This is a genomic window from Lactiplantibacillus plantarum, from assembly GCF_014131735.1.
Classification (GTDB): domain Bacteria; phylum Bacillota; class Bacilli; order Lactobacillales; family Lactobacillaceae; genus Lactiplantibacillus; species Lactiplantibacillus plantarum.
The window spans coordinates 2,749,596-2,765,206 of the sequence record NZ_CP039121.1 but is presented as its reverse complement, the minus strand read 5'-3'; the positions used below and the strand labels follow the sequence as shown (position 1 = coordinate 2,765,206).

At 45.1% G+C, this 15,611-nt stretch carries 9 protein-coding genes, 6 tRNA genes and 3 rRNA genes; all 18 read left to right on the top strand.

Annotation, left to right across the window (positions count from 1 at the left end):
- Nucleotides 1-122 precede the first annotated feature (122 nt).
- The gene (gene hslO, locus E5260_RS13060; protein ID WP_003642088.1) at nucleotides 123-1,010 is read left to right on the top strand and encodes an Hsp33 family molecular chaperone HslO; all 888 of its coding nucleotides are present in this window, start codon (nucleotides 123-125) and stop codon (nucleotides 1,008-1,010) included.
- Nucleotides 1,010-2,017 carry a tRNA dihydrouridine synthase DusB gene (dusB, locus tag E5260_RS13055; protein ID WP_003642089.1) on the top strand — a complete coding sequence of 336 codons (1,008 nt, stop codon included), beginning with the start codon at nucleotides 1,010-1,012 and terminating at the stop codon, nucleotides 2,015-2,017. Before hslO ends, dusB begins: the two co-directional genes overlap by 1 nt.
- 103 nt (nucleotides 2,018-2,120) lie before the next feature.
- Entirely contained in the window at nucleotides 2,121-3,620 is a 1,500-nt protein-coding gene (lysS, locus tag E5260_RS13050) for a lysine--tRNA ligase (protein WP_003642090.1), read from the top strand.
- Between the two features lie 599 nt (nucleotides 3,621-4,219).
- Nucleotides 4,220-5,786: ribosomal RNA gene (locus tag E5260_RS13045) — 16S ribosomal RNA — on the top strand.
- A gap of 86 nt (nucleotides 5,787-5,872) precedes the next feature.
- Nucleotides 5,873-5,947: transfer RNA gene (locus E5260_RS13040), tRNA-Ile, on the top strand.
- A 41-nt stretch (nucleotides 5,948-5,988) separates the two neighbouring features.
- Nucleotides 5,989-6,061, top strand: a tRNA-Ala gene (locus E5260_RS13035).
- Between the two features lie 159 nt (nucleotides 6,062-6,220).
- A 23S ribosomal RNA gene (locus tag E5260_RS13030) occupies nucleotides 6,221-9,141 on the top strand.
- Between the two features lie 71 nt (nucleotides 9,142-9,212).
- A 5S ribosomal RNA gene (gene rrf / locus E5260_RS13025) occupies nucleotides 9,213-9,329 on the top strand.
- Together the 16S, 23S and 5S rRNA genes with 4 tRNA genes alongside form the textbook arrangement of a ribosomal RNA operon.
- 6 nt (nucleotides 9,330-9,335) lie before the next feature.
- Nucleotides 9,336-9,408 (top strand) — tRNA-Asn (locus E5260_RS13020).
- Nucleotides 9,409-9,453: 45 nt separating this feature from the next.
- Nucleotides 9,454-9,526: transfer RNA gene (locus E5260_RS13015), tRNA-Thr, on the top strand.
- A 641-nt stretch (nucleotides 9,527-10,167) separates the two neighbouring features.
- Nucleotides 10,168-11,640 (top strand): peptide MFS transporter, encoded by a 1,473-nt coding sequence (locus tag E5260_RS13010; protein WP_003643855.1) that lies wholly within the window; start codon nucleotides 10,168-10,170, stop codon nucleotides 11,638-11,640.
- 54 nt (nucleotides 11,641-11,694) lie between these two features.
- Nucleotides 11,695-12,537 carry a metallophosphoesterase gene (locus E5260_RS13005; protein ID WP_003640888.1) on the top strand — a complete coding sequence of 281 codons (843 nt, stop codon included), beginning with the start codon at nucleotides 11,695-11,697 and terminating at the stop codon, nucleotides 12,535-12,537.
- Nucleotides 12,538-12,612: 75 nt separating this feature from the next.
- Nucleotides 12,613-12,695, top strand: a tRNA-Tyr gene (locus tag E5260_RS13000).
- Between the two features lie 9 nt (nucleotides 12,696-12,704).
- Nucleotides 12,705-12,776, top strand: a tRNA-Gln gene (locus E5260_RS12995).
- Between the two features lie 340 nt (nucleotides 12,777-13,116).
- The gene (locus E5260_RS12990) at nucleotides 13,117-13,554 is read left to right on the top strand and encodes a hypothetical protein (RefSeq protein ID WP_225443008.1); all 438 of its coding nucleotides are present in this window, start codon (nucleotides 13,117-13,119) and stop codon (nucleotides 13,552-13,554) included.
- A gap of 387 nt (nucleotides 13,555-13,941) precedes the next feature.
- Nucleotides 13,942-14,259, top strand: a complete 318-nt coding sequence (locus E5260_RS15545) for a cupin domain-containing protein (RefSeq protein ID WP_003644999.1) — start codon at nucleotides 13,942-13,944, stop codon at nucleotides 14,257-14,259.
- 30 nt (nucleotides 14,260-14,289) lie between these two features.
- Nucleotides 14,290-14,625, top strand: a complete 336-nt coding sequence (locus E5260_RS12980; protein WP_003640891.1) for a cupin domain-containing protein — start codon at nucleotides 14,290-14,292, stop codon at nucleotides 14,623-14,625.
- A gap of 34 nt (nucleotides 14,626-14,659) precedes the next feature.
- Complete coding sequence (locus E5260_RS12975; RefSeq protein ID WP_003640892.1) at nucleotides 14,660-15,502, top strand: metallophosphoesterase; 843 nt, start codon at nucleotides 14,660-14,662, stop codon at nucleotides 15,500-15,502.
- Nucleotides 15,503-15,611: the final 109 nt, after the last annotated feature.

Sequence of the window (15,611 nt, the reverse complement as noted above, 5' to 3'; positions counted from 1 at the left end):
TGGGACTTTGTCTCGGCTCCTTTTATGCGTTATGATATTTCAGGAAAATAAATCAATTGTGTTAATTCGGTTATGAGCGTCGGGTCGCAATTAAAGACGGATTGAGATAGGAGTATGATTAAATGGCAGATTATTTAGTAAAAAGCGTCGCGGGTAATGAGATGTTTCGAGCGTACGCAGTTAGCGCAACGGGCGTGGTTGCTGAAGCCCAACGCCGACATGATACCTGGAGTGCAGCATCAGCAGCGTTAGGCCGCAGCTTGGTTGGTACGTTATTATTAGCATCATCGGTTTTAAAGGGTGAAGAACAAATGACCGTTAAAATCAACGGGAACGGTCCTGTTGGTGGTATCGTTGTTGATGGCAATGCTAAAGGTACGGTCAAGGGGTATTTACAGCACCCCCATGTGCACTTGCCTTTGAATGATAAGCATAAGATCGATGTGAAGGCGGCTGTTGGAACTGATGGCTTTTTATCTGTGACTAAGGATCAGGGGGTTGGGGATCCATTCACCGGAACGGTTGCGTTAGTTTCTGGTGAATTAGGCGAAGACTTTACGTATTACTTAGCACAGTCCGAACAGATTCCATCAGCTGTTGGCTTGTCGGTGTTTGTAAATGACGACAATTCGATTGGAGTTGCTGGTGGCTTTTTGGTGCAAGTATTGCCAAATGCGACGGATGAAGCCATCAGCTCGCTAGAAAACAAGCTCAAAGACATGCCGTTAGTCTCCCAATTGATGCGTGATGGTAAGTCACCAGAAGATATTTTGGATTTGTTATTTGATGGTGACGTTAAGGTATTAGATAAAATGCCAGTTAAGTTTGAATGCGATTGTTCTAAAGAACGATTTGCCGAAGCACTAATGGCTTTGCCTAAGCATGAGGTTCAAGCAATGATTGATGAAGATCATGGTGCCACGGCAGTTTGTCATTTTTGTGGGGACCAGTATCAGTTCAGTGAACGCGAACTAGAAGCAGTGCTCTCACGGTCCAAGGGTGACGCTTAATGAATCAAGAGTGGCAGATCGGTGATGTGACGATTCCCAATCGTGTCGTAGTGGCACCGATGGCCGGCGTGACTAACGCGGCCTTTCGAGTAATCTGCAAGGATTTTGGTGCGGGGTTAGTCGTTTGTGAGATGATTTCTGATCGCGGGATCATGTATCATAATCGTAAGACCCTGGAAATGATGTTTGTTGATCCAAAAGAACATCCAATGAGTATTCAAATCTTTGGTGGTTCGAAAGCAACACTGGTTCAAGCCGCCCAGTTTGTCGATCAGCAGACCAATGCTGATATTATTGATATTAATATGGGCTGTCCGGTGAATAAAGTGGTTAAGACTGATGCGGGCGCTAAGTGGCTTTTAAGTCCAGATAAAGTCTATGAGATGGTCGCGGCTGTGACTGCTGCGGTTAATAAACCAGTGACGGTCAAGATGCGAACTGGTTGGGACGCAGAGCACGTATATGCCGTCGAGAATGCGCGGGCTGCCGAACGAGCTGGTGCAGCTGCCGTTGCAATGCATGGACGGACTCGTAAGCAGATGTACCAAGGCCATGCTGATTGGGACGTGTTAAAACGGGTGGCGGATGCCCTCACGATTCCATTGATGGGTAATGGTGACGTTCAGACACCTCAAGATGCTGCGCGGATGCTTGATGAAGTCGGGGCCGATGCCGTCATGATTGGCCGGGCGGTAGAAGGTAATCCGTGGATGCTTACCCAGACAGTACACTATTTAGCAACCGGGGAGTTACTAACGCCACCCACACCGATGGCTAAGATGCAAACGGCAATGGAACATTTGCAGCGGTTAGTGGTTTTAAAAGGTGAGCGGGGCGGCTGTCATGAATTCCGTGAACAAGCGCCGTACTATCTAAAAGGCATCCCAAGGTCGGCACGGACCAAAGTGGCTTTAATGGAGGCAAGCTCGTTAGCAGAAATGATGCGCATTTTAACGCAGTTTCAGGAGCAGACGGCAACTTATTTGGCTAGTCACGCGGTAAAGTGAATAATTAACTTGCATTTTGGCGGCGTGATTGTCAAAATTAACATGTAGTGATTGTTTAGGTACGGAATAAATCTGTACGCTAACTAGAAATGGAGGAACACTAGTGGCACGACAAGAACAGACGATGAACGACCAACTGAAGGTTCGTCGCGAAAAAATGGATGAACTGCGTGAAGAGGGGATTGATCCCTTTGGTCACCGGTTCGAACGGACTGATTTAGCCCAGGACTTGCAAGACAAGTATGGGGATATGGATAAGGACGAGCTAGACGCTAAACAAGTGGTGGCAACCATTGCTGGACGGATGCTAGCTAAGCGTGGTAAGGGTAAAGTCGGTTTTGCTGATATCTGGGATCGCTCAGGTAAGATGCAGTTATACATTCGTAAAGATGTAGTCGGCGAAGATACTTACCATATCTTCAAGCGTTCTGATATTGGTGATTTCCTTGGAATTACCGGCCAAGTTTTTAAGACGGACTTTGGCGAATTAACGATTAAAGTAACTGGTTTAACGTTCTTATCAAAGGCGTTACGACCATTGCCAGATAAGTTCCATGGGTTACAGAATGTGGAACAGATCTATCGCCAACGGTATTTGGACTTGATCTCTAACCGCGATAGCTTTGATCGTTTCTTGAAGCGGACGAAGATTATTTCAGCGATTCGGCATCATTTAGACGATCAAGGCTTCACAGAAGTTGAGACGCCAATGTTGCATAATCAAGCTGGTGGTGCGGCAGCACGGCCATTTGTGACTCACCACAATGCGTTGAACATTGATCTCTACTTACGAATTGCGTTGGAATTACATTTGAAGCGCCTGATCGTTGGTGGCATGGAAAAGGTTTATGAGATTGGTCGGGTTTTCCGTAATGAAGGGATGGACCGTGAACATAATCCTGAATTTACCATGATGGAAACTTATGTCGCCTATTTCGACTTCCATGATGTAATGGCTGAGACGGAAGGTATTTTTAAAGCCGCAGCGCAAGCCGTAACTGACGATGGCATTGTCACTTATCATGATCAAAAAGTTGATTTCAATCAACCATTTAAGCAAATTCACATGGTCGATGCGATTAAAGAAAAGACTGGGATTGATTTCTGGCAACCAATGTCAATTGAAGATGCACAAAAATTGGCGGATGAACATCACGTGAAGTATGAACCATACTGGAAAGTTGGTCATATCATTAATGCGTTCTTTGAAGAATTTGTTGAAGACACGTTGAATGAACCAACCTTTGTTTATGGTCATCCAGTTGAAATTTCGCCATTAGCTAAGAAGAATGAAGAAGATCCACGGTTTACTGATCGTTTTGAACTCTTCATCTTAGGTAATGAATACGCCAATGCGTTCAGTGAATTGAATGATCCAATTGACCAACGGCAACGTTTCGAAGCTCAGGCTGCGGAACGGACTGCTGGTAACGACGAAGCTGAACATATTGATGAAGACTTTGTCGAGGCGTTGGAATACGGGATGCCGCCTACTGGTGGGTTAGGTATCGGGATTGATCGGTTGGTTATGTTAATGACGGATGCGGACTCGATTCGTGATGTCTTACTTTTCCCAACGATGCGTCCAGAAGAAGATAAATAATTAGATTTAAAACGGCAGTTAGCTTAGGTTTTCCTAAGCTAACTGCCGTTTTTGTTGGGTCAGATTGAGTAACTTTAGTTCGGAAAGCGATTTATTGAAAAAAAGTTAGATTATTTTTACCCGAACATTGTTGAGACATTTGGAGGCTAAACTTAAGTAAAAGCGGATTTTATGGTGGTGGTAGGTAGGATTTGAAGTCAATTAACATGATTATGGTTTTAAATACCGTATATTATCAAAGTGGATTGATTAACATGATATTATTGACTGGTTATTTTTGCATTTTAGGGCTTGCAATTTATCAGGATAATTGGTAAATTAGTATACGTTGTTGAGGCGCACAAAGCGGTTAGCCGCTTGCTTCCAACGAAAATTAATTATAAAAAGTTGTTGACAAGATGTTGATAACTTGATATGATGATTAAGTTGCGTTGAGGTAATCAACGAACGATTTAGACCTTTGAAAACTGAACAAAGTTTCGACGAATCAAATGTGTAGGGTCTCTTGATTTTGAATCAAGAGCAAAACATTTGCGAAGTCAATTCGCTAGCAAATAAATTTTAGTACAACATTAAATGAGCTTTTTAGAACTCATCATTAATTTGAGAGTTTGATCCTGGCTCAGGACGAACGCTGGCGGCGTGCCTAATACATGCAAGTCGAACGAACTCTGGTATTGATTGGTGCTTGCATCATGATTTACATTTGAGTGAGTGGCGAACTGGTGAGTAACACGTGGGAAACCTGCCCAGAAGCGGGGGATAACACCTGGAAACAGATGCTAATACCGCATAACAACTTGGACCGCATGGTCCGAGTTTGAAAGATGGCTTCGGCTATCACTTTTGGATGGTCCCGCGGCGTATTAGCTAGATGGTGGGGTAACGGCTCACCATGGCAATGATACGTAGCCGACCTGAGAGGGTAATCGGCCACATTGGGACTGAGACACGGCCCAAACTCCTACGGGAGGCAGCAGTAGGGAATCTTCCACAATGGACGAAAGTCTGATGGAGCAACGCCGCGTGAGTGAAGAAGGGTTTCGGCTCGTAAAACTCTGTTGTTAAAGAAGAACATATCTGAGAGTAACTGTTCAGGTATTGACGGTATTTAACCAGAAAGCCACGGCTAACTACGTGCCAGCAGCCGCGGTAATACGTAGGTGGCAAGCGTTGTCCGGATTTATTGGGCGTAAAGCGAGCGCAGGCGGTTTTTTAAGTCTGATGTGAAAGCCTTCGGCTCAACCGAAGAAGTGCATCGGAAACTGGGAAACTTGAGTGCAGAAGAGGACAGTGGAACTCCATGTGTAGCGGTGAAATGCGTAGATATATGGAAGAACACCAGTGGCGAAGGCGGCTGTCTGGTCTGTAACTGACGCTGAGGCTCGAAAGTATGGGTAGCAAACAGGATTAGATACCCTGGTAGTCCATACCGTAAACGATGAATGCTAAGTGTTGGAGGGTTTCCGCCCTTCAGTGCTGCAGCTAACGCATTAAGCATTCCGCCTGGGGAGTACGGCCGCAAGGCTGAAACTCAAAGGAATTGACGGGGGCCCGCACAAGCGGTGGAGCATGTGGTTTAATTCGAAGCTACGCGAAGAACCTTACCAGGTCTTGACATACTATGCAAATCTAAGAGATTAGACGTTCCCTTCGGGGACATGGATACAGGTGGTGCATGGTTGTCGTCAGCTCGTGTCGTGAGATGTTGGGTTAAGTCCCGCAACGAGCGCAACCCTTATTATCAGTTGCCAGCATTAAGTTGGGCACTCTGGTGAGACTGCCGGTGACAAACCGGAGGAAGGTGGGGATGACGTCAAATCATCATGCCCCTTATGACCTGGGCTACACACGTGCTACAATGGATGGTACAACGAGTTGCGAACTCGCGAGAGTAAGCTAATCTCTTAAAGCCATTCTCAGTTCGGATTGTAGGCTGCAACTCGCCTACATGAAGTCGGAATCGCTAGTAATCGCGGATCAGCATGCCGCGGTGAATACGTTCCCGGGCCTTGTACACACCGCCCGTCACACCATGAGAGTTTGTAACACCCAAAGTCGGTGGGGTAACCTTTTAGGAACCAGCCGCCTAAGGTGGGACAGATGATTAGGGTGAAGTCGTAACAAGGTAGCCGTAGGAGAACCTGCGGCTGGATCACCTCCTTTCTAAGGAATATTACGGAAACCTACACATTCTTCGAAACTTTGTTTAGTTTTGAGAGGTCTAACTCTCAATTTAATAAGCGTTTTTTGGGCCTATAGCTCAGCTGGTTTAGAGCGCACGCCTGATAAGCGTGAGGTCGATGGTTCAAGTCCATTTAGGCCCATTGGAACCGAACCAGTTGGTTCCATAAGTTGAATACCTCATGGGGAATTAGCTCAGCTGGGAGAGCACCTGCTTTGCAAGCAGGGGGTCAGCGGTTCGATCCCGCTATTCTCCATTGACGACGTTAGTCGTCATTGAAACTTGTTCTTTGAAAACTAGATAATATCAAATATATTTTTTCATAATGAAACCGAGAACACCGCGTTTTTTGAGTTTTTTATTGAAGTTTAATTATCGCTAAACTCATTAATCGCATTTACCGTTAGGTAAATGAGGTTAAGTTAACAAGGGCGCATGGTGAATGCCTTGGCACTAGGAGCCGATGAAGGACGGGACTAACACCGATATGCTTCGGGGAGCTGTACGTAAGCTATGATCCGGAGATTTCCGAATGGGGCAACCCAGCAGTTTTAATCAACTGTTACCACTAGATGAATTCATAGTCTAGTTGGAGGTAAACGCTGTGAACTGAAACATCTCATTAGCAGCAGGAATATAAAGAAATTTCGATTCCCTAAGTAGCGGCGAGCGAACGGGGAACAGCCCAAACCAAAGTGCTTGCACTTTGGGGTTGTAGGACTGAACATTTGAGTTACCAAAGAACTTGATAGTCGAAGGATTTGGGAAAATCCGCCATAGATGGTGATAGCCCAGTAGATTAAATCAAATTCTCTCAGTTCAGGATCCTGAGTACGGCGGAACACGTGAAATTCCGTCGGAATCCGGGAGGACCATCTCCCAAGGCTAAATACTACCTAGTGACCGATAGTGAACCAGTACCGTGAGGGAAAGGTGAAAAGCACCCCGGGAGGGGAGTGAAATAGTTCCTGAAACCATGTGCCTACAATAAGTCAGAGCGCGTTAATGCGTGATGGCGTGCCTTTTGTAGAATGAACCGGCGAGTTATGATCCCGTGCAAGGTTAAGACTAAAAAGTCGGAGCCGTAGCGAAAGCGAGTCTGAAATGGGCGTTTTGAGTACGAGGTTATAGACCCGAAACCAGGTGACCTATCCATGTCCAGGTTGAAGGTGCGGTAAAACGCACTGGAGGACCGAACCCGTGTAAGTTGAAAATTGCTGGGATGAGGTGTGGATAGCGGTGAAATTCCAAACGAACTTGGAGATAGCTGGTTCTCTCCGAAATAGCTTTAGGGCTAGCCTCGGAATTAGGATCATGGAGGTAGAGCACTATTTGGACTAGGGGCCCGTCTTGGGTTACTGAATTCAGATAAACTCCGAATGCCATTGATTCATATCCGGGAGTCAGACGATGAGTGATAAGATCCACCGTCGAAAGGGGAACAGCCCAGACCATCAGTTAAGGTCCCTAAATGTATGCTAAGTGGAAAAGGATGTGGAGTTGCATAGACAACTAGGATGTTGGCTCAGAAGCAGCCACCATTTAAAGAGTGCGTAATAGCTCACTAGTCGAGTGATCCTGCGCCGAAAATGTACCGGGGCTAAGCATACTACCGAAACCATGGATGCGACCATTAGGTCGCGTGATAGGAGAGCGTTCTAAGGGCGGTGAAGCAAGATCGTGAGGACTTGTGGAGCGCTTAGAAGTGAGAATGCCGGTATGAGTAGCGAAAGATAGGTGAGAATCCTATCCACCGAATGACTAAGGTTTCCTGGGGAAGGCTCGTCCTCCCAGGGTTAGTCGGGACCTAAGTCGAGGCCGAGAGGCGTAGACGATGGATAACAGGTTGAGATTCCTGTACTAGTTAAGTGCGTTTGAGCAATGGAGGGACGCAGGAGGCTAAGATGTGCATTCTGTTGGATTAGAATGTCCAAGCAGTAAGTCTTGTGAAGAGTCAAATGCTTTTCACTTTAAGGACAAGCTGTGATGGGGAGCGAAATTTAGTAGCGAAGCGTCTGATGTCACACTGCCGAGAAAAGCTTCTAGTGAGTACTTAACTACCCGTACCGCAAACCGACACAGGTAGTCGAGGAGAGAATCCTAAGGTGAGCGAGTGAACTCTCGTTAAGGAACTCGGCAAAATGACCCCGTAACTTCGGGAGAAGGGGTGCTGATCGCAAGATCAGCCGCAGTGAATAGGCCCAGGCGACTGTTTATCAAAAACACAGGTCTCTGCAAAATCGTAAGATGACGTATAGGGGCTGACGCCTGCCCGGTGCTGGAAGGTTAAAAGGATGGGTTAGCTTCGGCGAAGCTCAGAATTGAAGCCCCAGTAAACGGCGGCCGTAACTATAACGGTCCTAAGGTAGCGAAATTCCTTGTCGGGTAAGTTCCGACCCGCACGAAAGGCGTAACGATCTGGGCACTGTCTCAACGAGAGACTCGGTGAAATTATATTGTCCGTGAAGATGCGGACTACCCGCGACAGGACGGAAAGACCCCATGGAGCTTTACTGTAGCTTGATATTGAGTGTTTGTACAGCTTGTACAGGATAGGTAGGAGCCATAGAAACCGGAACGCTAGTTTCGGTGGAGGCGTTGGTGGGATACTACCCTCGCTGTATGACCACTCTAACCCGCACCACTAATCGTGGTGGGAGACAGTGTCAGGTGGGCAGTTTGACTGGGGCGGTCGCCTCCTAAAAAGTAACGGAGGCGCCCAAAGGTTCCCTCAGAATGGTTGGAAATCATTCGCAGAGTGTAAAGGCACAAGGGAGCTTGACTGCGAGACAGACAGGTCGAGCAGGGACGAAAGTCGGGCTTAGTGATCCGGTGGTACCGTATGGAAGGGCCATCGCTCAACGGATAAAAGCTACCCTGGGGATAACAGGCTTATCTCCCCCAAGAGTCCACATCGACGGGGAGGTTTGGCACCTCGATGTCGGCTCATCGCATCCTGGGGCTGTAGTCGGTCCCAAGGGTTGGGCTGTTCGCCCATTAAAGCGGTACGCGAGCTGGGTTCAGAACGTCGTGAGACAGTTCGGTCCCTATCCGTCGCGGGCGTAGGAAATTTGAGAGGACCTGTCCTTAGTACGAGAGGACCGGGATGGACATACCTCTGGTGTACCAGTTGTGCCGCCAGGCGCATCGCTGGGTAGCTACGTATGGATGTGATAAACGCTGAAAGCATCTAAGTGTGAAACACACCTCGAGATGAGATTTCCCATTCCTTTATGGAAGTAAGACCCCTGAAAGATGATCAGGTAGATAGGTTAGAAGTGGCAGTGCGGTGACGCATGAAGCGGACTAATACTAATCGGTCGAGGACTTAACCAAGTAATTGGTGTTCCGGTTCATATGAAGATATTTGATATTGTCTAGTTTTGAGAGCACAAGTTTCTCAATAGTGTGGTGACGATGGCGAGAAGGATACACCTGTTCCCATGTCGAACACAGAAGTTAAGCTTCTTAGCGCCGAGAGTAGTTGGGGGATCGCTCCCTGCGAGGGTAGGACGTTGCCATGCGATTATTCCGACATAGCTCAGTTGGTAGAGCGCTTGACTGTTAATCAAGATGTCGACGGTTCGAGCCCGCCTGTCGGAGTGACATAGATGTTGGCAATTGTGTTAACATCTATTTTTATATCATGCCGGCTTAGCTCAGTTGGTAGAGCATCGGTATCGTAAACCGAGGGTCATCAGTTCGACTCTGGTAGCCGGCACTTGTGAGGTGGGACGTGGTTCTCGCCTTTTTATTTTTAAATAGACATAAAATGATTGGCAGCTTTGCGCAAACGCAAAGCTGCTTTTTTGATATAAGAATGTTAGCTATTTGAATGCCGAAGTATCAAAATGATCGTAAGGGCTTAGTAGGATGATGCCTATTGTCGCCACTGCTTTTTAGGTATGCTTAGCATATCAATCTTGCGGTTTATTATAATTAGTCGCAATAACTGTAAATTACATGCTGCGAACAATCATAGCCATTTTAATAGCGGTACTTTATTGTTGATAATTTCAGTTTTGTTTTTTGTTTAATTAGATTTTTAATACCAATTGCGTATTTTCAGCATTTGAATGCTATTAATTATTTTATATTAAATTAGAATTTAGTGTTAATTTTAGAAAGCTAAAAGCCTTATAAAATGTCCTGTCAACTAGTTTTTGGTGCTATAAAAGGATTTAAGACTATTTATGTATGGTGGATATTAATTTAATTAATGGTTATTAGATTAGAAAACAGTTAGTGCTATTGTTGATTAAGATTAAGGCTAGTATAATAGTTATTATGTTTAATTAAGAAACAAAACTTGTTACTTTTAAACGAAATACAAACTGGTTAAGAAGTTTGGAGGAATCTCTATTGGATAAGGAACAAAAGCTGGATCGGTCGTTCTTTGGCCAACCCCGTGGCTTACGGACGTTGTTCTTCACTGAAATGTGGGAACGATTCAGTTACTACGGGATGCGTGCGCTACTGATCTATTACATGTACTACAGTGTCGCTAAAGGTGGTCTTGGATTTGACCAAGTCACCGCAGCATCCATTATGTCAATCTATTCGGCCTTAGTTTACGTTTCTAGTGTCCTCGGTGGCTTTCTAAGTGACCGTGTCTGGGGTAGCCGTAAGACCGTCTTTATTGGTGGGGTCTTCATCATGTTAGGCCACATCGTGTTATCAACGCCATTTGGAGTTGGCGCACTATTTGTTTCAATCGCACTTATTGTCATTGGGACTGGGTTATTAAAGCCAAACGTCTCTGACATGGTTGGTCAATTGTATACAGTAGAAGATACACGTCGGGATGCTGGTTTTAGTATTTTCGTCTTCGGGATTAACTTAGGTTCATTGGTTGCACCAGCCTTAGTTGGTCGGATCGGCTTAAATGTTAACTTCCACTTAGGCTTCTCCTTAGCTGCGATTGGGATGTTCTTTGGTCTATTGCAATACTACTTTGATGGTAAGAAGAATTTAAGTTCTGCTAGCCTCTATCCAACTGATCCATTAGAACCCGGTGATTTGAAAAAAATCATGCGGTGGACAATCTTAGGAATCGTTGGGATTGGGTTGATTCTACTATTAATGCAATTAATGAATGCTCTTACGTTAGCAAATGTTATTAGTTTAATTAGTACGCTTGTTATCTTGACACCAATCGTTTACTTTATTTTGATGTTAACGTCTGACAAGACTAATGCAACAGAACGTTCACGTGTTCGGGCTTATATCCCATTGTTTATTGCCGCTGCTTTATTCTGGGCAATTGAAGAACAGGGTTCGTCCGTACTTGCGTTATTTGCAGCTAATCGGGTTAATTTGGATCTTGGTTTTACCCATCTAGCTGCTTCTGATTTCCAAATGCTAAACCCATTGTTCATCATGATTTATACAACACCATTCGTGTGGTTGTGGACTAAGTGGGGTAAAAAACAACCTAGTTCACCAACTAAATTTGCGATTGGGTTGCTATTCGCTGGGGCTTCTTACCTAGTGATGGCTGTACCTGGAGCGCTCTTTGGAACTGCAGGGAAGGTTAGTCCATGGTGGTTAGTTGCCAGTTGGGCAGTCGTTGAAATTGCTGAAATGTTGATTTCACCAATTGGTTTATCAGTTACCACCAAGCTTGCACCAAAGGCTTTTGCTTCTCAGATGATGAGTATGTGGTTCCTAACTGATTCGGTTGGTAGTGCGCTTAATGCACAGATTGTCCGTTTCTACTCGACGCAAACCGAAGTGCCATATTTTGCGATTACCGGGATTGTTAGTGTCGTTTTAGGGATTATCCTCTTTATGATGGTGCCAATGATTAAACGGTCGATGCAAGGCATTCGCTAAATTGAATATTTACTCGAAGATATGTTATCTTAGTGGTAGCATATCTTTTTTGTTTTGGAGGGGTTGACCATCGTACGAATTGCTTTCAGTAGTGATAATCATTTTGATGTTAATCGAGTGGATGCGACTGCGATGATGCGATCTCAGGCGACCTATCTTTTACAGAATGGTGTTCAGATTTATTTGATTGCTGGCGATCTTTTTAATGACTTTCAGCGTAGTCAGCAGTTTGTCGTCGATTTACAGGCCCTATTAGGCGCACAGACGCGTGTTTACTGGATTGCGGGTAATCATGACATGGTCCATGGCATTTCGTTTGACGAGCTTGAAACAGGGCATTTTGATGGCTACCTGCATAACCGGTATATCGATATTTCTGGTACAGATTGGCGCGTGATTGGACATAATGGGTGGTATGACTATCAGTATGCTGCCCAGGTCCCTGATACGACTGCGGCCGACTTCTTACACTGGAAGAATGCGTTTTGGATCGACCGGGCTATTAAACAGCCGATGAGCGATCAGGAGCGGACTGATTTAATGCTCAACCAAGTAAAAGCGCAGCTTAACTTGGCTGCTGTGGATCACAAGCAAGTTATTTTTATGACGCACTTTGTTCCCCGGATCGATTATTTGCGTTTTTCTGATGATAATCGGTTTTGGAATATGGCTAACGCGTTAATGGGAACGCCCCGGTTAGGACAACTGTTGGAGCAGTTTAACGTGGCGCACGTTTTATTTGGTCATTTGCACGTTCATCCGCAACCGCGGGTGTTTGGTCAGACCACCTATTATGACCAAGCAGTGGGCTATGGACTCAAGCGTATCAATGAATGGCAAGCCAATAATTTTATGGCGGAGTGGTATCAAGATACGCAAATTCTGGATTTGAAATAAAAACTGAAAAAACTTTGAAAAAAGTCTTGATTTTTTATTCAAAATTATGTATTCTAATATAGTTGAATGATTTACGGAGGGGTAGCGAAGTCTGGCTAAACGCGGCGGACTGTAAATCCGCTCCTTCGGGTTCGGTGGTTCGAATCCACTCCCCTCCATTTCATTATTGGGCTATAGCCAAGTGGTAAGGCAACGGGTTTTGATCCCGTGATGCGCTGGTTCGAACCCAGCTAGCCCAATTGTTACGCCTTTCGTCGTTAATCAGGTCTTAGGATCTTGATGTAACGACTTTTTTATTGGCTTAAATTTATCTTAATATTGGCGGTAGTGCCACTTCGTGAAGAATGCGTAACGGATTCTTCACGAAGTGGATTTTTTTGTCTCGGTCTGTTTATTTGCCATCATCAATAATAATGTGATATGTTTTAGTATTCTATTTGGGGCACGATCCAGATGGGATAGGAGGTCTGGTCAATGAATTTATTTATTCCGTAAGTACACGGAAGAGGTTAATGGCTGGCATTGTTAATTTTAAAAATACGTACTAGTTAACGCGTCATGACGGCCATCACAATTATTATGAGTCGTTCTTATAAAAGCACACCAATTTTTAAAGCACATATGGGTTATGGAAAGAAGCGCGCTAACCGTGCTGTTCGAAATCGTATGAATCGTGGTGAATTTGATGTTTTGCCGGCTAATTCGCATGCCTGGTATAAACGATGTTATGAGCAGTATGATGTTGTCGATTATTGCTCCAGAGAGACTTATTCGCAAGTTCAACTTGAGCTGGAGACGATGCGATTAGAGATTACTCGTAACGGTGGGATTATTCGAAGAATCCCACAACATCTGGTTGTTACGTATACTTTTGATCCGGTGATATCTGATATTGTGCACATGCAGCGAACGGAAGAACTAATTCCTGCGCAAGATGTCCAAATGTTTGTAGGTACTTTTGAACAGTGGTGTCGGGAGCGTCGCAACTGCTGGGCCAAGGCTTATTATCGAAAATAAGTCGTATTGGAACTTGATCTATGAGATTTGGTTGAAGAGGCTACGTATGCGTACCCTTGGTTGTCCCACTACCAGCCCTAACTAGTTGACTGAATAAATCAAATTTTCCACAGAACTGTTATCAAATGCAGTAACGGCAGGCTGTCCAGCGTCGCAATAATGCTTGGGCAGCTTTTTTGCATGGCCCATATCTGGATTCAAAGGCATTTACCTGCCAGAGATGACGTGGTTATTAAGTATATGACTAGCAGTCAGTTATTCAGAATTATAAGATGTTTATTCAATCGAACCTCGAAAATTGAGTTTGTTAGCGTTAAGCTTAATTTAAGAAATCATACCATCATGAATAACGTAAGCGACCATGATGATGACCAAGGAGGATTTGAAATGGCGGTAACTAAAATTGATTTAAAAACCACGATGACTTACCGGGAGCATGCAATTACTAGTAAATCATTTGCTCGAAAATTAGGGATTGAACTGCCGTTTGCGATGTACGCAATGGCGGCGGGTGAAAGTATTAGTGCTGAACAATCCACGCTGACCCGCTTATTTGAGGTTGTTGATGGTACTTTGACCGTCCGTTTGGCGACGGAGACCGACCAAGAAGTGCATGCGGGCGAGATGTTAGTGGTGCCAGCTCATACGGTCCATACGTTGGTCGCTGAGCAGCCGTGCCAGTTTATTCAATTAGAAACGAAATAGGCCTTAATAGCGAGATGCGGAGGAATTCAAATGAGTTTAATTAACAAAATTGATCATGCTAAGGTCCTCAATTTAACTGAACAAATTCCACTGGATGATGATCAAGTTAATAGCCGGACACTGGTTCAACGGGATGATTTAAGTATGACGCTATTTTCAGTCGCAACCGACCAAGAGATTGGCGGCCATTCTGCCCAGGGCGATGCGATGGTCAATATTTTAAGTGGAGAAGCGGAAATTACGATTGAAGGCACCATTTATCATTTAACTGCGGGACAATCGATCGTGATTCCTAAGGATGCCCGGCACGCGTTATATGCCGTTCAAGGATTTCAGATGTTATTGGTGGTCGTTAAACCCGACTAATGCACGTGGTTATTGATGAGACGGAGGGAGTAATATGCCGCTGTATACGTTTATTGGTGATATTCATAGTGCCGCGGATGATCTGGCAGTTTTATTAGCCGATCCTGAAGTTACCGCGACGCGCTTGATTTTCTTGGGCGATTATATTGATGGTACGGCGGCACGCTATTTTGGTCATGCCACCGAGTCAGCTCCGTTGGCGCCGCTAAAAGTACTGACGATGGTTAGAAAACGGGTACGGGAATACGGCGATGTGGCTTTACTTGGCAATCATGATGAATTTTGGCTACGGACAGCTCATGGTGATGACAATGCCACCGCAACTTGGGTGTTGAACGGTGGTCACCGGACCTGGCGCAAATTAGGGATTTACTCCTCCAATCCCAATCATGTTCGGCGGGCATTAAATGGTGCGCGATTAAAGCCGGATACTGATTTCTTAGCACATTTGCCGCTGATGTGGCAACATGGTCGGTTACTGGCTATGCACGCGGGTGTTAACTGGCAATACCCATTAACACAACAAACAACGACTGACCTACTGTGGATTCGGGATGACTATTATGATGACTTCACGACTGGCAGTCACTGTTGGCATCGGAACTTATTCAATAAAGTCATCATTACTGGTCATACGCCGGTGCAGACCTTGACTGGTTCACACACTGGTTATTTAAAGATGCAGGCAGATGCGCAAGACGTTCCACGATATCTAATTGATGCAGGCAGTCGTTCAGGCCTGTTTGATGGTGGAATTTGTGCGTTAACGCTGACGGTCGATGGTGAATTTGTCAGGGCGAAACGCGTGATCAAGGGTCACCGCTACGATGGTCAGCAAATCGTCACTCCGGCCATGTTGGTGGATCAGGCGCACTAAGTATCACTAAACATCTCAGAGATAGAACGTAAAAGGAGCAGGCTCACATGATATTGAGACTGCTCCTTTTATGATGTCACGCTAGTTACTGGTTTTCGCACTATTTCAA